Origin of the sequence: Nonomuraea sp. NPDC001831 (assembly GCF_042892035.1) — a bacterium.
Lineage (GTDB): Bacteria > Actinomycetota > Actinomycetes > Streptosporangiales > Streptosporangiaceae > Nonomuraea.
The window spans coordinates 885,693-901,391 of sequence record NZ_JBIATU010000003.1 but is presented as its reverse complement, the minus strand read 5'-3'; the positions used below and the strand labels follow the sequence as shown (position 1 = coordinate 901,391).

17 protein-coding genes are annotated in these 15,699 nt (G+C 71.9%); 8 read left to right on the top strand and 9 right to left on the bottom strand.

Features of this window, described 5'->3' with window-relative positions; translation table 11 throughout:
- Positions 1 to 56: 56 nt before the first annotated feature.
- Positions 57 to 752 (bottom strand): TetR/AcrR family transcriptional regulator, encoded by a 696-nt coding sequence (locus ACFYYW_RS14890; protein ID WP_352327991.1) that lies wholly within the window; start codon positions 750 to 752, stop codon positions 57 to 59.
- A gap of 116 nt (positions 753 to 868) precedes the next feature.
- Here ACFYYW_RS14890 and ACFYYW_RS14885 point away from each other — a divergent pair, with 116 nt between their 5' ends.
- Genes ACFYYW_RS14885 through ACFYYW_RS14875 form a run of 3 tightly spaced genes read left to right on the top strand, consistent with a single transcriptional unit; the run spans position 869 to position 3,017 of the window.
- On the top strand, positions 869 to 1,222 hold the full coding sequence (locus ACFYYW_RS14885; protein ID WP_387648780.1) for a YrdB family protein: 354 nt from the start codon (positions 869 to 871) through the stop codon (positions 1,220 to 1,222).
- A gap of 2 nt (positions 1,223 to 1,224) precedes the next feature.
- Positions 1,225 to 2,136, top strand: a complete 912-nt coding sequence (locus ACFYYW_RS14880) for an NAD-dependent epimerase/dehydratase family protein (protein ID WP_387648777.1) — start codon at positions 1,225 to 1,227, stop codon at positions 2,134 to 2,136.
- Positions 2,133 to 3,017, top strand: a complete 885-nt coding sequence (locus tag ACFYYW_RS14875) for a Gfo/Idh/MocA family oxidoreductase (protein WP_364391113.1) — start codon at positions 2,133 to 2,135, stop codon at positions 3,015 to 3,017. The genes ACFYYW_RS14880 and ACFYYW_RS14875 overlap by 4 nt, the downstream gene beginning before the upstream one ends.
- On the opposite strand, the gene ACFYYW_RS14870 is transcribed toward ACFYYW_RS14875, so the two are convergent.
- The 4 genes from ACFYYW_RS14870 to ACFYYW_RS14855 all read right to left on the bottom strand — a co-directional run bounded on the left by ACFYYW_RS14870 (position 3,001) and on the right by ACFYYW_RS14855 (position 7,403).
- Positions 3,001 to 3,825 (bottom strand): hypothetical protein, encoded by an 825-nt coding sequence (locus tag ACFYYW_RS14870; RefSeq protein ID WP_364391121.1) that lies wholly within the window; start codon positions 3,823 to 3,825, stop codon positions 3,001 to 3,003. The two genes, ACFYYW_RS14875 and ACFYYW_RS14870, sit on opposite strands and share 17 nt — an antisense overlap.
- A gap of 71 nt (positions 3,826 to 3,896) precedes the next feature.
- Positions 3,897 to 4,901, bottom strand: coding sequence for an acetamidase/formamidase family protein (locus ACFYYW_RS14865; protein ID WP_352323426.1), 1,005 nt, complete (start codon positions 4,899 to 4,901; stop codon positions 3,897 to 3,899).
- Positions 4,898 to 6,265 carry an APC family permease gene (locus ACFYYW_RS14860; RefSeq protein ID WP_352323425.1) on the bottom strand — a complete coding sequence of 456 codons (1,368 nt, stop codon included), beginning with the start codon at positions 6,263 to 6,265 and terminating at the stop codon, positions 4,898 to 4,900. The genes ACFYYW_RS14865 and ACFYYW_RS14860 overlap by 4 nt, the downstream gene beginning before the upstream one ends.
- 58 nt (positions 6,266 to 6,323) lie before the next feature.
- Complete coding sequence (locus ACFYYW_RS14855; RefSeq protein WP_387648773.1) at positions 6,324 to 7,403, bottom strand: substrate-binding domain-containing protein; 1,080 nt, start codon at positions 7,401 to 7,403, stop codon at positions 6,324 to 6,326.
- A gap of 51 nt (positions 7,404 to 7,454) precedes the next feature.
- On the opposite strand from ACFYYW_RS14855, the gene ACFYYW_RS14850 reads away from it, so the two are divergent.
- Positions 7,455 to 7,940 carry a MarR family transcriptional regulator gene (locus ACFYYW_RS14850; protein ID WP_352323423.1) on the top strand — a complete coding sequence of 162 codons (486 nt, stop codon included), beginning with the start codon at positions 7,455 to 7,457 and terminating at the stop codon, positions 7,938 to 7,940.
- Here the strand turns inward: ACFYYW_RS14850 and ACFYYW_RS14845 are convergent.
- The 3 genes from ACFYYW_RS14845 to ACFYYW_RS14835 form a co-directional block, all read right to left on the bottom strand.
- The gene (locus ACFYYW_RS14845; protein ID WP_352323422.1) at positions 7,909 to 8,391 is read right to left on the bottom strand and encodes a cupin domain-containing protein; all 483 of its coding nucleotides are present in this window, start codon (positions 8,389 to 8,391) and stop codon (positions 7,909 to 7,911) included. The genes ACFYYW_RS14850 and ACFYYW_RS14845 overlap by 32 nt on opposite strands.
- Positions 8,392 to 8,419: 28 nt before the next feature.
- Positions 8,420 to 8,614 carry a hypothetical protein gene (locus ACFYYW_RS14840; RefSeq protein ID WP_352323421.1) on the bottom strand — a complete coding sequence of 65 codons (195 nt, stop codon included), beginning with the start codon at positions 8,612 to 8,614 and terminating at the stop codon, positions 8,420 to 8,422.
- A gap of 72 nt (positions 8,615 to 8,686) precedes the next feature.
- Positions 8,687 to 9,964, bottom strand: coding sequence for a Glu/Leu/Phe/Val dehydrogenase (locus ACFYYW_RS14835; protein ID WP_352323420.1), 1,278 nt, complete (start codon positions 9,962 to 9,964; stop codon positions 8,687 to 8,689).
- Between the two features lie 240 nt (positions 9,965 to 10,204).
- Between ACFYYW_RS14835 and ACFYYW_RS14830 the strand changes: the two genes are divergently transcribed.
- The 4 genes from ACFYYW_RS14830 to ACFYYW_RS14815 all read left to right on the top strand — a co-directional run bounded on the left by ACFYYW_RS14830 (position 10,205) and on the right by ACFYYW_RS14815 (position 14,352).
- Positions 10,205 to 11,734: an alkaline phosphatase D family protein gene (locus tag ACFYYW_RS14830; RefSeq protein ID WP_387648767.1), complete on the top strand. Its 1,530-nt coding sequence runs from the start codon at positions 10,205 to 10,207 to the stop codon at positions 11,732 to 11,734.
- 9 nt (positions 11,735 to 11,743) lie between these two features.
- Positions 11,744 to 12,469: a class I SAM-dependent methyltransferase gene (locus ACFYYW_RS14825; RefSeq protein ID WP_387648765.1), complete on the top strand. Its 726-nt coding sequence runs from the start codon at positions 11,744 to 11,746 to the stop codon at positions 12,467 to 12,469.
- A 73-nt stretch (positions 12,470 to 12,542) separates the two neighbouring features.
- A complete protein-coding gene (locus ACFYYW_RS14820; protein ID WP_352323417.1) occupies positions 12,543 to 13,133 on the top strand; it encodes an RNA polymerase sigma factor in 591 nt (196 codons plus the stop codon).
- Positions 13,126 to 14,352 carry a CU044_5270 family protein gene (locus ACFYYW_RS14815; RefSeq protein ID WP_387648762.1) on the top strand — a complete coding sequence of 409 codons (1,227 nt, stop codon included), beginning with the start codon at positions 13,126 to 13,128 and terminating at the stop codon, positions 14,350 to 14,352. Before ACFYYW_RS14820 ends, ACFYYW_RS14815 begins: the two co-directional genes overlap by 8 nt.
- A 140-nt stretch (positions 14,353 to 14,492) precedes the next feature.
- Here ACFYYW_RS14815 and rocD read toward each other — a convergent pair whose 3' ends face one another.
- Positions 14,493 to 15,698, bottom strand: a complete 1,206-nt coding sequence (rocD, locus tag ACFYYW_RS14810) for an ornithine--oxo-acid transaminase (protein WP_387648759.1) — start codon at positions 15,696 to 15,698, stop codon at positions 14,493 to 14,495.
- Position 15,699 lies beyond the last annotated feature (1 nt).

Genomic DNA, 15,699 nt, shown 5'->3' with positions numbered 1-15,699 from the left:
AAGGGGCAGGGGTGCACGTGCGCTCCTGCCCCTTTCGTCTTGCCGGGACGTTCCGGTCACGCGGCGAGGCCGAGCGCCGCGGCGGCCAGCCGCAACGCGTGGTCGAAGGCCGCCCGCCGGTTGTCGATCGTGTTGTTGAACTGGCCGAACACCTCGAAGTTGACCCAGCCGTAGAGCGTCGACCAGGACGCCATCGCCCGCCACACCACGTCGTCGGGCACGCCGGGCATCAGGGCGCGGATGTTCTCGGCGTCCGCGGCCACCTCGGCGGGCGGCTCGGGGGTGGCCGGCGGGTGCAGCTCGCCCGCGTCCCAGGCGTCGGTGACGATCGCGCCGAGCACGGTGACGTCGCGCAGCCGGGCCGCGACGGTGTCCTGCGGCGCCTGGTAGCCGGGCACGGGCGAGCCGTAGAGCAGGGCGTACTCGTGGGGGTGGGCCACCGCCCAGTCGCGTACGGCATGGCCGGCGGCCAGCCAGCGGCCGAGGTGGGCCGTGCGCGGGCAGGCGGCCTCGGCCTGCTCGACGGCCTGGCCCAGCGCGTTGTAGCCGTCGATGATCAGGGCGGTCAGCAGGTCGTCGCGGCTGGGGAAGTAGCGGTAGATGGCCGAGGAGACCATGCCCATCTCCCGCGCCACGGCCCGCAGCGACAGGCCGCCCGCGCCGTCGGTGGCCAGTTGGCGGCGGGCGATGTCGGTGATCTCCCTGGTGAGCTCGGCTCTCACGCGCTCTCGCGCGGTACGGCTGGCTGTCATGCACAGCAGGTTATCAGAGCACTGGCAAAAAACGAGAGCACCGCTCTTGACGAGTGCCGCTCTTTTGAGAGAGCATTGCTCTCGTAAGCGAACAGCGCACCCCTCAGGAGATCCCCATGCTCGCCCTCGCCAAGAACGCCAACGCCGCCCTGATGTTCTTCCTGGAGCTCGGCGTGCTGGGCGCGGTGGCCTACTGGGGCTTCACGCTCAGCCCCAACTGGGCGATCAAGCTCCTGGCGGGGCTGGGCGGCCCGGCGCTGTTCATCGCCGTGTGGGCGCTGTTCGGCGCGGGAGGCGGCGCGAACGCCACGATCCCGCTCACCGGCCTGGCCCGCGTCGCGCTGGAGATCGTCTGGTTCGGCGGCGGCGCGCTCGCGCTCTACGCCGCGGGCCGGGTGACCCCGGCGATCGTCTTCGCCGCCGTCTTCGTCGTCAACGCGCTGCTGCGCGTCATCTGGAAGCAGGTCTGATCATGGGTAAGCACGTCGTCGTGGGGTCCGGCCAGGTCGGCACGCACCTGGCCGCCAAGCTCGCCGCGCAGGGGCACGAGGTCGTCGTCGTGACCCGCTCGGGCCGCGGGCCGCAGGGCACGGTCAGGGTGGCCGCCGACGTGGCCGACCAGGCCCGGCTGTCCGAGCTGGCCAAGGGGGCCGACGTCCTCTACAACTGCGTCAACCCGGCCTACCACCGGTGGCTGACCGACTGGCCGCCGATGGCCGCCTCGTTCCTGGCCGCCGCGGAGTCGAGCGGGGCCGTGCTCGCCATCCTGGGCAACCTCTACCCGTACGGGCCCGTGTCCGGCCCGATGACCGAGGACCTGCCGCCGGCCTCCACCACCCCCAAGGCCCGGGTGCGGGCGAAGATCTGGCAGGACGCGCTGGCCGCCCACCGCGAAGGGCGGATCAGGGTGACCGAGGTGCGCGGCTCGGACTTCTTCGGCCCCGGCGCCACCGACCAGTCCCACCTGGGCACCCGCTTCATCCCCCCGCTCAGGGCCGGCCGGACGATCCGGCTCGTCTTCCCCGCCGACGTCCCGCACAGCTGGACCTACCTGCCGGACGTGGCCGACGCCCTGATCACCGCCGGCGCCGACGAGCGGGCCTGGGGCCGGCCCTGGCACGTGCCCACGAACGACCCGATGACCTTCCGCGAGGTCGGCGCCCGGATGGCCGCCCTGCTGGACCTCCCGGCGCCCAGGATGACCACGCTGCCGTGGCCGCTGCTGCGGGCGTCCGGGCTGTTCTCGCCCATGATCGGCGAGCTGCGGCACGTGCGCTACCAGTTCACCGCGCCCTACGTGCTCGACTCGTCGGCGTTTCAGCAGGTCTTCGGCGTCGCGCCTACGCCGGTGGAGGCCGCGCTGAAGGCTACGCTCGACGGATGAAGATAGCCATGATCGGCCTGGGCGACATCGCGGAGAAGGCGTACCTGCCCGTGCTCGCCGCCCAGTCCCTCGACCTCCACCTGTGCACCCGCAACACCGCGCGGCTCGACCGGCTCGGCGACGCCTACCGCGTCGCCGACCGGTCCACCAGCGTCGACGAGGTGATCAAGGCGGGGGTCGACGCCGCGTTCGTGCACGCCGCGACCGAGGCGCACCCGGAGATCGTCGAGCCGCTGCTCAGCGCCGGGATCCACGTCTACGTCGACAAGCCGATCGCCTACAGCCTGGCCGAGTCCGAGCGCCTGGTGCGCCTGGCCGAGTCCGAGGGCAGGTCGCTGATGGTCGGGTTCAACCGCCGCCACGCCCCCGGCTACGCGGGGCTCATGGCCCTTCCCCGTCATCTCGTGCTGATGGAGAAGAACCGCGACAACTACCCCGACGCGCCCCGGCGGGCCATCTTCGAGGACTTCATCCACGTCGTGGACACGCTCAGGTTCCTCGCCCCCGGCCCGGTCACCGAGACCAGGATCCGCACCCGCGTCCGCCGCGACCTGCTCGAACACATCGTCCTTGAGCTGTCGGGCGCCGGGTTCACCGCGATCGGCGTCATGAACCGGGTCAGCGGCGCCGCCGAGGAGACCTGCGAGGTCATGGGCGACGGCATCAAGCGGCGGGTGGTCAACCTCGGCGACGTCCTCGACTACGAGGGCGGCGAGACGCTCACCAGGCGGCCCGACTGGGTGCCGGTCGCCCGGCAGCGCGGCATCGAGCAGATCTGCCAGGAGTTCCTGCTCGCGGTCCGCGAGGGCCGGGTGATCAGCGCCGACGACGCCCTGATCACCCACGCCATCTGCGAGGAGGCCGTCAGCCTGGCTTCCTGACCCGCATCGACTCGTCGGCCCTGGCGAACATGCGGTCGAACGTCGTCCCGCCCAGCCGGGCGAGCACCGTGTAGCCGTCGGTGTCGCTCAGCGGGCTGGAGGAGGAGACCACGCCCGCCACCGAGTCGCCGTACAGCACCGGGCCGCCGCTCCCTCCGGCGGCGGCATGGCAGTTGCGGGTGACCATCAGCCCGGGGCCCACCGTCGAGCCCTCGACCGCGTCGCCCAGGCACCGGTACATCTGCGTGCCCGGGTAACGCTTGCCCGCCGGGTAGCCGAGCAGTTCGAGCCCGCGCAGCCCGGCGCCGCGGCTCGTGCGCAGGGGCGGCAGGCCCTGGCCGACCACGTCCTCCAGCGGGCGCCTGCCCTTGACGACCCCGACCAGGCCGACGTCGTACGGCAGCACGTCGGGGGAGTCGGGGTTCGCCCGCCAGCGGTCCGGCGCCCACGTGCGCACCGCGGACCAGACGCCGTGCCGCGGGTTGCCCCTGTCGAACCCGGGCATGAAGACCAGCCGTTTGAGCGGCCGGCCGTCGTGGTAGAGGCAGTGCGCGGCCGTCAGCACCAGGCTGCGGCTGCGCGAGCCGATGATCGCGCCGCCGCACCACACGTCGGTGCGGGTGACGGGGTCATGGCCGAGCAGCACGCCGGTCAGCCGCCGCGCCCCCGTGTAGGGGCGCGGGACCGGCGCGTAGCCCAGGCGGTCGCCGTCCGGGGTCAGCACCTGGGGGACGGGGACGCTGCGCTGCGCGACATCGGTGAGACCAGCCGGATCGAGCAGGACCAGAGACAGTACCAACCTGAGCACTTTCCCACTCTACGGGGAAGATGATCAATGCTCTGACCTGCGACACCAAGGTTTACCTAAGTGGGGGATTGTCATGCGTCGTACTGGGCGCCCAGGGCGCGCAGACGGGCGTGGGCGTCCTCGTACACCGAGGGGGCGCCCAGGTAGGTCTTGGGCAGCTTGGCGACCATGGTGTAGTTGGTGTCGCACACGTTCCCGACCGGCGCCTGGCCGGCCTGGCTGACGAGCTGGTACGCGTCCAGCGTGTCGAGCCCGGTCAGCTCCGACGTCCAGGTCACCAGGTCGTGCTGGCTGATGCGGTAGGCGTCCTCCAGGGGCCTGGCCGAGCCGGTGGACATCAGGTGCAGGTCGTCCTCCAGCCGGGGCCACGGCGTGGCCACGCCCTTGATCAGCTCGACCGCGACCACGGTGTTCATGGCCGACTCGACGGCCGTGCCGCAGACCTCGCCGTGCCCCTGCAGGCCGTGGCCGTCGCCGATCGAGAACATGCCGCCCTCGACGTTGACGCCCAGGTAGACGGTGACGCCGGCGCGCAGCTCGGGGGTGTCCATGTTGCCGCCGTGCGCGTCGGGGGTGATGGTCATGCGGGCCTCGTTCGCGCCCGGGGCCACGCCCACCGTGCCGTGCATCGGGTCGAGCGGCAGCGCCACGCTGAAGTCGCTGTTGCGCGCGTGATAGACGGCCACGCCCTTGTCCACGTCGATGTCGTAGCGCCAGACCCGCTCCTCCAGCGGCGGCTGGAGCGTCGCCGTGGTGTGGGTGCCGGTCAGCGCGCCGAAGTGCGGGAACGTGGTGGAGACCGCCCAGTCGCGGGCCGGGGTGATCCGGACGAAGTGCAGCGCCAGCGTGTCGCCCGGCTCGGCCCCCTCCACGTGGAAGGGGCCGGTGACGGGGTTCAGGTACGGGAACTCGCAGACCCGCGACGGCAGGTCGTCCACGGTCCGCACCCGGCCGCCGAAGCAGTCCTCGGTGTACAGCTCCAGCACCGTCCCTGGCCGCACCCTGCCCAGGGCGGCACGGCCGCCGAAGGTGTAGCTGAGCTCCTCCGGCGTGGGGTGGTAGGAGACGACGTTCACTTGACCTCCGAGGGAAGAACGGGCCTGCGGCCGATGCGGTAGGTGACGACGAGGACGACGAGCCCGATCCCCAGCCAGACCAGGCCGACCGTCTGGGTCACCAGCTTGGTGTTGTACACCACGGCGGCCAGGACGAGGAAGCCTATCGCCGGCGCGATCACGTGGGCCCACACGTTCCTGCTGCCCCTGCGGAACCGGTAGTGGACGACGACGGCCACGTGCAGGATCAGGAAGGCGGTCATCGCGCCGAAGTTCACGAGCTGGCTGAGCAGGGCGATGCCGTCCTCGCGGCTGTTCATGTAGAGGCCGATGCCCAGCGACAGCACGGCGACCGCCAGCGTGGCGTTGACCGGCACCTGGTGCTTGGGGTGCACCTTGGCCAGGAACGAGGGGAGCATGCGGTCGCGGGCCATCGCGAACAGCAGTCGCGAGGTGGCCGCCTGCGCGACCAGCGAGTTGGCGAAGCCCCACGCGATGGCGGTGGCGACGGCGGTCAGCACGCTCAGCCAGTGGCCGCCGGCGAACTCCGCCATGCGGTAGAAGGCGTCACCGTTGGGGTCGCCCTTGGTGATCAGCTCGGCGCGGTCCGGCATGAGCAGCGCCGCGACCCACGTCTGCGCCACGAACAGCACCGCGGCCAGTCCGAGCGCGGCCACCATCGAACGGCCGAGCCGCCTGCCGTCCTCCTTGTTCTCCTCGGCCAGGGTGGAGATGCCGTCGAAGCCGAGGAAGGACAGCACCGCCGTGGCCGCCGCGCCGAACACCAGCGTCCAGCTGAACGTGGAGGACTCGAAGATCGGCGTGAACGCGCCCGCCTGGGCCTTGCCCTGCGCCAGCGCGATGCCGCCGACCACCAGGAAGATCGCCAGCACGGCCAGCTCGGCGACCAGCATCACCCGCGTGATGCGCGCGGTCATCTGGATGCCCATGTAGTTGACCGCGGTGTTGAGCAGCACGAAGATGATCAGCCAGCCCCACACCGGGATGCCCGGCACGAACGAGTTCATGGCCAGGCTGGCGATGAGGTAGAGCAGTGACGGCACCAGGATGTAGTCGAGCAGGATCGCCCATCCGGCGATGAACCCGACCGGCGCCGAGATGCCGCGCCCGGCGTAGGTGTAGACGGAGCCGGCCATGGGGAACGCCTGGGCCATCTGCGAGTACGACAGCGCCGTGAACGCCATGGCGACCAGGCCGATGATGTAGGCCAGCGCGACCATGCCGCCGGACGACTGGAACACGCCGCCGAAGATGCCGAACGGTGCGATCGGCACCATGAAGATCAGGCCATAGATCATCAGGTCGGCGAAGCCAAGAGAGCGTTTGAGCTCTTGGCGGTAGCCGAACTGCTCAACGGTGCTCATAGTGCGCGGCTCCTTGTCGAAGGTTGGGGGGCGATTGGCACCTTAGAGCCAAAGCTTTCTAGTGAAAAGGTTTCTCAAGCAAGAAATCCAGGCCGTCCGCCCTGCCGAGGTGCACCGTGCGCCGCACCTGCCGGTTCAGCAGCGTGAGCGGGCCGCGCGCGCTGACGATCGTGGTGCCGTCGGCGACCGCGTCGAGGGCGGGCACGGCCAGGCTGCCCGCCCGTGCCGACAGGGCGGCGAGCATCGCGACGGCCTCGTAGCAGCCGTGGCCGTGGGCGTTGAGCATGGGGGCGTGCGGGCCGAAACGTTTGGCGTACCGCTCGGCGAAGTGCAGGCTGGCCTCGGTCGGCAGGTCGCGGAAGTAGCCCATCGACGCGTAGAGCTCGCCGGTGCCGTCGCCGCCGATGCCGAGCAGGCCGTGCTCCTCCAGCGCCCCGCACAGCCGGGCCGCGCCGAGGCCGGCGGCCGCGTAGGCCCGGTTGAAGGCGACCAGGTCGCTGCCGATCAGCGTGAGCAGGATCGCGTCGGGGCGGGCCTCGGCGATCCGGCCGAGCCAGGAGGCCGCCTCGCCGTACCGGACGAACGTCTCGCCGACGACGGTCGCGCCGCGCGCCCGCAACCGGCGCCGGGCGCCCGCGTGCACCAGGCGCGGCCAGACGTAGTTGTTGCCCAGCAGGTACCAGCGGCGCGCCCGGTGGACGCTGACCAGCCATTCGATGCCCGGTTCGAGCTGCCTGCCGGGGGTCTCGCCGAGGAAGTAGACGCCCGGCGCGTGCCCCCCGCCCTCGTACGGCGGCGCGTACACGAACGGGACCCGCCCGCCGAGGGCCGCGACCACGTCGATCCGCACGTCGCTCGCGTGCGTGCCCACCACCGCCTCGACCGTGCCGGACGCGACCAGGCCGGCCACCTCGGCGGCCACCTCGCGCCCCGGCCGCCCGCCGTCGACCAGCACCAGCTCGACCTGCCTGCCGAGCACGCCGCCCCGGGCGTTGACCTCCTCGGCGGCCAGCAGCGCGCAGTTGATCGCGCACGGCCCCACCAGCCCGAGCACCCCCGACACGGGCACGACCAGGCCGATCCGGACCGCGTCCGAGGGGATGAGCCGGGCCTCGAAAGGATCGACGATCGCCGCCACGCCGACGAGTATCCTCCGAACTAGCTCTCCGGTGAAAGGACCTGATCTGTCATGGCTAAATCCGGGCTGGGGTCCTCACTCGCGTACGTGCTCAGCCGCGCCGAACGCGAGGTCACGCGCGGCCTGGCGGCGACCCTGGCCGGCGAGGACGTCACCGTCGAGCAGTGGCGCATCCTGCGCGCGCTGGCCGACGGGCGCGGCCACTCGATGGGGGAGCTGGCCGAGGCGGTGCTCATGCCGCACCCGACGCTCACCAAGGCGGTCGACCGGCTGATCGACCGGGCGCTGGTCCATCGCGGCGCGTCGGCGGGCGACCGGCGGCGGGTGGCGGTGTTCCTGGCCGACCGGGGGCGCGACCTGCTGGCCCGCGTGGACGGCGCGGTGGCCGAGCACCACCGGGCCATCGCCGCCGCGTTCGGCCAGGAGCGCACCGAGCGGCTGATGCGCGAGCTGGAAGAGCTGGCCGCGGCCCTCGACCGGGCCTCGGCGCAGGAGCCGGGCCCCGTCAGTCCAGCCAGTACGTGTCGTGGCGGATGAAGAACTCGGCCTTCTCCTCCTCGCTCTTGCCGGCCAGGTCGAGCAGCCCCTCGAAGTAGCCCTCGCGAGGGGCGCCGGGGGCGAAGTGCAGCAGCATGGTCGCGGGCTCGCCGGACTCGTTGCGGAAGGCGTGCACGCCGCCCTCGGGCACGTGCACCCAGTCGCCGGGGCGGGTGTCGATCCAGCGGCTGCCGTCGTAGATCCGCACCGATCCGTCGAGGACGTAGAACGACTCGGAGATCGACTTGTGGAAGTGGGGGCTCGGGCCGGACGGCTCGGGCCCCATCACCCAGCGGTAGAGCCCGAACTGGCCGTTGGTGGTGGCCCCGGTGGCCAGGTAGTGGACGGTGTTGCCGGTCGGGTAGGTCAGCTCGGGGCCGTGCTCGTAGGGCCGGTACGTGGCCGACAGCTCGCCGGTGTCGCCCGAATAGCGTGGTTCCGGATAGGTCATGAGGCCATCCTGCCCGACCCGCCCGCGATCAGCTCTCGCGGTTCTTCCCGTCGTGGCCGGACCACAGCAGCAACGCCAGGCCCGCGACCGCGAGCCCCAGGTAGGCCGCCAGCGGCAGCTCCACGAACCGCCCCACGAACCCCCACTCCGTGTCGAACCAGACGCGCCCGGCGAACCCGCCGAGCCCCTGGATGATGGCCATGACCCCGATGAAACCCCTCATGACCCCGACCGTCGCAGAACGGGACCCGCCCCGGCATCCGACCTTGGGCGGGTCACGTGCGACCAAAGTAGGTCAGGGGTAGAGGCCCCGCATGCTGTGGGCCTCGGCGACCCGGCCCACGCCGATCACGTGCGCCGCCTCCCGCAGCGTCAGCCCGCGCTCGGCGGACATCGACTTGACCTCGGCGAAGGCGCCCTCCATCAGGTCGCGCAGCTTCACCTCGACCTCGCGGGAGCTCCAGGAGAAGGCCTGCATGTTCTGCACCCACTCCAGGTAGGACACGATCACCCCGCCCGCGTTGGCCAGGATGTCCGGCACGACGGTGGTGCCGTTCGCGGCCAGGATCTCGTCGGCCTCCGGCGTGGTGGGGCCGTTGGCGCCCTCCACGATCAGCCGGGCGCGCACGCGGGGCGCGTTGGCCTCGGTGATCACGCCTTCGAGCGCGGCCGGGACGAGGACGTCCACGTCCAGCTCGAACAGGTCGTCGTGGGCCATCGCGTCGGCGTGCGGGTAGCCGGCCACGCCGCCGGTCTCGGCCACCCAGGCGCGCACGCGGGCGACGTCGAGGCCGCCGGGCGCGTAGAGCGCGCCGGTGACGTCGGAGACGGCGACGACCTTGCAGCCCTCGTCGGACAGGTACTGCGCGGCCAGCGCGCCCACCTTGCCGAAGCCCTGCACGGCCACCGTGACGCCCTCCGGCGAGCCCCCGAGCGCGGCCAGGGCGGCGATCTGCACGCCGCGCGAGGTCGAGCCGGTGCGGCCGAGCGAGCCGCCGAGCGTCATCGGCTTGCCGGTGACCACGCCGGGCACCGAGTAGCCGGCGTTGACGCTGTAGGTGTCCATGATCCAGGCCATGGTCTGCTCGTCGGTGCCGACGTCGGGGGCCGGGATGTCCTTCTCCGGGCCGATCAGCGGCAGGATCTCGTTGACGTAGCGGCGGGTGAGCCGTTCGAGCTCGATGGTGGTCAGCGCGCCCGGGTCCACGGCCACGCCGCCCTTGGCGCCGCCGTACGGGATGCCGACCAGCGCGCACTTCCACGTCATCCACATCGCCAGGGCGGTGACCTCGTGGATGTCGGTGCTGGGATGAAAGCGGATGCCGCCCTTGGCGGGGCCGCGCGAGACGTTGTGCTGGACGCGGTAGCCCTGGACGACGTCCATGCGTCCGTCCTCGCGGCGCACCGGGACCGAGACGGTCAGCGAGCGGCGGGGCGTGGCCAGCATCGTGCGGAGGCCGTCGTCGAGCCCGAGGTGGGCGGCGGCCTGGTTGAGTTGGTGGAGAGCGGAGTCGAGCGCTTGTTGACCAGGTGTGATCAGCGCCGGCGTCTTTGACGGCACCATGATGCTCATGGTCGGGTTTCCTCCTGTATGCGCGCCCATTTTGCGGGAGAAGGCGCCGTTGCCTTCCCTCTTGGGCGTGTTGTCTCGATCATCCTAGGCCGGGCAGTTTGACCTTGCCTAGGTTATGAAGGCCTATCCAAGCCGTTGATCAACGTGCTGGGAACGTGCCACTCTGGCAGGCTATCGAGCGAGAGTGTGCCGAATCGTCGAAAACCGGAGGGTTGGATGCCCGAACTCGTGGTTGGGCCGATGTTGCGTCACGTCGACTCGGTCAGCGCCTCGATCTGGGTGGAGACCAGCGAGCCCTGCACGGTCACCGTCGAGACGGCAGGCGGGGCTTATCGGTCGCCCACCTTCACCGTGCACGGTCACCACTACGCGATCGTGGATCTCGTTGACCTGTCCCAGGATATCGCCTCCTATTCCGTCAGCCTCGACGGGGACCAGGTCTGGCCGCTGACGGGCCGCCCGGCCAGCCGGGTGCGGCTGCTGCCCGCCGAAGGGCCCCGCAGGCTGGCGTTCGGGTCGTGCCGCACCAGCGTGCCGCACGACTCGGCGCACGTCCGCACCCACGGCGACGACGTGCTGCGCGCCTACGGCGTGAGCCTCATGCGCGCCGAGGAGGAGGAGTGGCCCGACCTGCTGCTGCTCCTCGGCGACCAGGTCTACGCCGACAGCCCCTCGCCCCAGATGCTCGACTACATCCACGCGCGCAGGACCACCGAGCCGCAGGGCGAGATCGCCGACTACGAGGAGTACGCCGAGCTCTACCGCCAGGCCTGGACCGACCCGGAGATCCGCTGGCTGCTGTCCACCGTGCCCACCGCCATGATCTTCGACGACCACGACCTGCGCGACGACTGGAACACCTCCCAGCCCTGGCGGGAGAAGATGGCCCTGACGAGCTGGTGGCCGCGCCGCGTGGTGGCCGGGCTCGGCGCCTACTTCGTCTACCAGCACCTCGGCAACCTGACCCCGGCCGAGCGCGCGGCCGACCCGCTGGTGCGCGAGCTCACCGAGGGCGGCGGCGACGGCGGCCCGGCCCTCGACGCCTTCGCCGCCAAGGCCGACGCCGAGCCGAGCAGCAACCGCTGGAGCTACACCCGCGACCTCGGGCACACCCGGCTCATCATGATCGACACCCGGTGCGCCAGGCAGCTCACCCCCGGCGACCGGCGCATGCTCGACCCCGAGGAGTGGGCCTGGCTCCAGGAGCAGGCCGCCGCCCCGGCCGAGCGGCTGGTCATCGGCTCCTCGATCCCGTTCCTGCTGCCCGAGGGCGTGCACGGCGTCCAGAACTGGAACGAGGCCCTGTGCGACGGCAAGTGGGGCCGTACGGTGCAGCGGTGGTCGGAGCAGCTGCGCCAGGCCGTCGACCTGGAGCACTGGGCGGCCTTCCGGCGCTCGTTCGAGGACCTGGGCAGGCTGCTGGTCCGGCTCGGCAAGCCGGCGGTGATCCTGTCCGGCGACGTCCACTACTCCTACCTGGCCAAGGCCTCGGCCGGGCAGATCTACCAGGTCGTCTGCTCGCCGATCCGCAACCCGCTCAGCCGGCTGCTGCGCTGGGCCAACGTGCTCACCCAGTTCGGGCTGGCGACGCTGGTGGGCAGCCTGCTGGCGCGGCTGGCGGGCATCCCGCGGCCGCCGTTCCGCTGGCGGGTGACCAAGGGCCCGCTGTTCCAGAACGCGCTGGCCACGCTGACCTTCCCCGACACCATCACCTGGTACGAGTCGGTGGGCGACGGTGTCCGGCCGATCGACTCGGCCCGGCTGGCGTAGAAATGACCTATGAATGACGACCAGTACTCCAGGGCCGTGCCGTTCTACGACCTGTGGCACGAGGACGGGCACGTCCCCGAGATCCGCGAGCTGCTCCCGCCCCTGCTGAAGGGGGTGCGGGGCGGCGTCATGGAGATCGGCGCGGGCACCGGCCTGATCACCGAGGTGATCGTGCGGGCGACGGAGGGTGAGGTGTTCGCCGTCGAGCCGGCGCTGGCCATGCGGTCGGTGCTGCTGTCGCGGCTGGCCGCCGACGAGGAGGCCCGGCGCCGGGTCACCGTGCTCGCCTGCGGGGCGCTCGACGTCGACGTCGACGAGCCGGTGGCGGCCGTCGTGATGATCTCGGTGCTGCAGGCGTTCCCGGCCGGGCGGCGGGAGGAGTTGTGGCGGGTGCTGGCCAGGCAGCTCGAACCGGGCGGGCTGCTGCTGTTCAACTGGCGCGAGCGGCCCGCGCCCACGCCCGGTGAGCTGGAGCTCATGGGCTCCTACCAGGTCGGGCGGCACGCCTACGAGGTCTGGGGCCAGGTGCTCGACGTCAGCGGCGAGACCGTGCGCTCCCGCTTCCTCTACCGGGTCAGGCAGCGCGGCGTGGTGATCGGCGAGGACGAGGTGACCAGCGAGGCCCACCGGCCCGGCGGCGACCGGCTCGCCGCGGAGCTGACGGCGGCCGGGTTCACCAGGGACGAGGCACCCGACGGCCTGTCCGCCTGGCGAAAGCAGGGAAAGGCGGCATAACCCGAAAAAGGTGGAACCGGGCTTCCGGGTGCGGCCAACAACAGGGTGACCGCATGAGAGAGGACCGGATGTGGTGAGTGTCGAGGACACAACCGCAACGCTGGATGACTCGACCCTGATCGGGCATTCGCTGAGCGATCCTGAGCGTTTCGCCGCGCTGTTCGACCGGCACGCCGACGAGATCCACAGGTACGCCGCCCGCCGCCTGGGCGCCGAGCTGGCCGACGACGTGACGGGGGAGGTGTTCCTCGTCGCCTTCCGCGGCCGCGGCCGCTACGACCGCACCCTGCCCGACGCCCGTCCCTGGCTGTACGGCATCGCCACCAAGGTCGTGTCCCAGCACCGCAGGGCCGAACGGCGGCGCACCGCGGCCATGGCCAGGGTCGGCGCCGAGCGTCCGGGCACGTTCGACGAGCGCAGCGCCGACCGGGTCACCGCCGCGCAGCTCCAGCCCCGCCTGGCCAGGGCGCTGACCAGGCTCAGCGCGGGCGAGCGCGACCTGCTGCTGCTCGTGGCGTGGGCCGACCTGACCTACGAGGACGCCGCGCGCGCCCTCGGGGTGCCCGTCGGCACCGTCCGGTCCAGGCTGCACCGGCTCCGCGTCAAGGTACGCAGGGCGCTCGGCGGCATCGATCCCTTCGCAGAGGAGCCCCAGCATGGATGACGAGATCCGGACGTTCGCCGACGGCAGGCCGCCGGCGCCGCCGTACGAGCCGCAGGCCCGCGCGCGGGCCAGGGAACGGCTGCTGGCCGAGGCGCGCGGCGGGCGGCGCCTGCGGCTGCCGAGGCTGGGCTGGCAGGCGGCCGCGGCCTTCGGCGTCACGGTCGTCCTGGTCGGCGGCGTGGCGGTGGCGCTGTCCGGCCAGGGCGGGACGGACGCCCGCCCGGCCACCTCCGTGCTGCTCACGGCCGGCGAGCTGAACCCCCGGCCGGACCAGTTCATCCTGATCGAGTCCGACACCATGTACGGCTCGCACTCGGCCGACGCCTCCGGCGGGCAGAGCCGCTACCTCTACCGCCAGCACCGCAGGATCTGGAAGTCCGTGGACGGCAGCAAGGACGGCCTGCTGCAGATCGAGGGCCGCGAGCCGCGCCCCTGGCCCGGCGAGTCGCTGCCGGCGGACGCCAGGAGCTGGCAGGGCAGCGAGTGGAACCGGCTGGCCGCCTGCCCCGACCGGCGCGGCCCCTACCGCGACGACTACGCCTACCTGAGCACGCTCCCGGCCGAGGCCACGGCCATGCGCGAGCGCCTGTACCAGCCGGCCCCCGAGGGCGGCAAGGACGCCGATCCCGACGCCGTCGCCTTCACCCGCGCCGGCGACCTCGTCAGGGAGAACTACCTGCCCAAGGCGCAGCGCGACGCCCTGTTCGAGGCGGTCAAGTCGATCCCCGGCGTCGAGGCGGCCGAGGGCGTCGCCGACTCCTCGGGACGCGTGGGCGTGGCGCTGGGCCGGGTCGCCGACTGGGGAGTGCGCGAGGAGCTGATCTTCGATCCGGCCGGGCACACGTTCCTGGGCGAGCGGCAGGTCGTGGTCGACGCCAAGGCGGGCGCGCCGAAGGACAGCGTCCTGGCGCTGACGGCCCAGCTCGACGTCTCCGTGGTGGACGCCCCGCCGCAGGCCCCCGACGCCGCCACCGACGCGAGCTGCATGCCGGAGAGCGTGGCCCCCACACCCGTTCCGTCTGAGTCCGGCTCGACGGCGACGGCGCTGCCGACGGCCGAGGCGACGATCACCTTCACCCCGGAGCCGACCAGCGAGCCCGCGGCCGAGTCGACCGGCGACCCGGAGACCGAGCCGACCGAGCCGACCGGCACGCCGCGGCCGACGGTGACGCGTACCGTCACCCCTACCCCGATGGAGAGCGCCCCCGCCGGCTCATGACCCCGGGCTGGCCGACCAGCCGGCAGGCCCACCGGGCGCGCCGTCTCGGCGGCGCGCCCTAACGGGGTCAGCGGTCGTTTCCTGGAGGGCCGCCGGCCGAAGTACGGCGGGCGGCGTTACCGGGCGAAGCCGTGAAAGACCTAGAGGTCTTCCAGGACGGCGGCGAGCTGCTCGACCGCCCAGACCAGGTCCTCCTCGGAGATCACGATCGGCGGCGCGAGCCGGATCGTGGACCCGTGGGTGTCCTTGGCGAGCACGCCGCGCGCCATCAGCGCCTTGGACACCTCACGCCCGGTGCCGAGGGCTGGGTCGATGTCCACGCCCGCCCACAACCCGCGCCCGCGCACCGCCACCACGCCCTTGCCGGCCAGCTCGCGCAGCCGCGCGTGCAGCACCTCGCCGAGCCGGGCGGCCCTGGCCTGGAACTCGCCGGTGTTCAGGATGTCGATGACGGCGATGCCGACCGCGCAGGCCAGCGGGTTGCCGCCGAAGGTGGACCCGTGCTGGCCCGGCTTGATGACCCCGAGGACGTCCTCGTCCGCGGCGATGGCCGAGACCGGCACCACGCCGCCGCCGAGCGCCTTGCCCAGGATGTAGACGTCGGGGACGACGTTCTCGTGGTCGCAGGCGAACGTGCGGCCGGTGCGCCCGAGACCCGACTGGATCTCGTCGGCGATCATCAGCACGTTGTTCTCGGTGCAGATGCGCCGGACCTCGGTCAGGTAGCCGTCCGGCGGCACCAGCACGCCCGCCTCGCCCTGGATCGGCTCGACGAGCACGGCCACCGTGTTGTCGTCGATCGCCTCCCTGATCGCCTCGGCCGAGCCGTAACGCACGATCCTGAACCCCGGCGTGTACGGCCCGAACCCGTCGTGCGCGTCGGGGTCGGTGGAGAAGCTGATGATCGTGGTGGTGCGGCCGTGGAAGTTGTCCTCCATCACGATGATGTTGGCCTGCTCCGGCGCGACGCCCTTGACCTCGTAGCCCCACTTGCGGGCCACCTTGATCGCGGTCTCGACGGCCTCGGCGCCGGTGTTCATCGGCAGGATCATGTCCTTGCCGGTGAGGTCGCCGAGCCCGGCGCAGAACTGGGCGAACTGGTCGTGGTAGAAGGCTCGGCTGGTCAGCGTGAGGTTCTTCAGCTGCTCCTGGGCGGCCTCGATGATCTTCGGGTTGCCGTGGCCGAAGTTCAGTGACGAGTAGCCCGACAGGCAGTCGAGATAACGCTTGCCCTCGACGTCGGTGACCCACGCGCCGTGCGCCTCGTGGATGACCACGGGCAGCGGATGGTAGTTGTGCGCGCTGCGGCGCTCGCTTACTTCGATCAGCTCTGCGCTGGTGCTCATG

Coding starts and splice junctions, on each gene's coding strand:
- ACFYYW_RS14890 (WP_352327991.1), bottom strand. CDS start 752: ATGACAGCCAGCCGTACCGCGCGAGAGCGCGTGAGAGCCGAGCTCACC.
- ACFYYW_RS14885 (WP_387648780.1), top strand. CDS start 869: ATGCTCGCCCTCGCCAAGAACGCCAACGCCGCCCTGATGTTCTTCCTG.
- ACFYYW_RS14880 (WP_387648777.1), top strand. CDS start 1,225: ATGGGTAAGCACGTCGTCGTGGGGTCCGGCCAGGTCGGCACGCACCTG.
- ACFYYW_RS14875 (WP_364391113.1), top strand. CDS start 2,133: ATGAAGATAGCCATGATCGGCCTGGGCGACATCGCGGAGAAGGCGTAC.
- ACFYYW_RS14860 (WP_352323425.1), bottom strand. CDS start 6,265: ATGAGCACCGTTGAGCAGTTCGGCTACCGCCAAGAGCTCAAACGCTCT.
- ACFYYW_RS14850 (WP_352323423.1), top strand. CDS start 7,455: ATGGCTAAATCCGGGCTGGGGTCCTCACTCGCGTACGTGCTCAGCCGC.
- ACFYYW_RS14845 (WP_352323422.1), bottom strand. CDS start 8,391: ATGACCTATCCGGAACCACGCTATTCGGGCGACACCGGCGAGCTGTCG.
- ACFYYW_RS14840 (WP_352323421.1), bottom strand. CDS start 8,614: ATGAGGGGTTTCATCGGGGTCATGGCCATCATCCAGGGGCTCGGCGGG.
- ACFYYW_RS14835 (WP_352323420.1), bottom strand. CDS start 9,964: ATGAGCATCATGGTGCCGTCAAAGACGCCGGCGCTGATCACACCTGGT.
- ACFYYW_RS14830 (WP_387648767.1), top strand. CDS start 10,205: ATGTTGCGTCACGTCGACTCGGTCAGCGCCTCGATCTGGGTGGAGACC.
- ACFYYW_RS14825 (WP_387648765.1), top strand. CDS start 11,744: ATGAATGACGACCAGTACTCCAGGGCCGTGCCGTTCTACGACCTGTGG.
- ACFYYW_RS14815 (WP_387648762.1), top strand. CDS start 13,126: ATGGATGACGAGATCCGGACGTTCGCCGACGGCAGGCCGCCGGCGCCG.
- rocD (WP_387648759.1), bottom strand. CDS start 15,698: ATGAGCACCAGCGCAGAGCTGATCGAAGTAAGCGAGCGCCGCAGCGCG.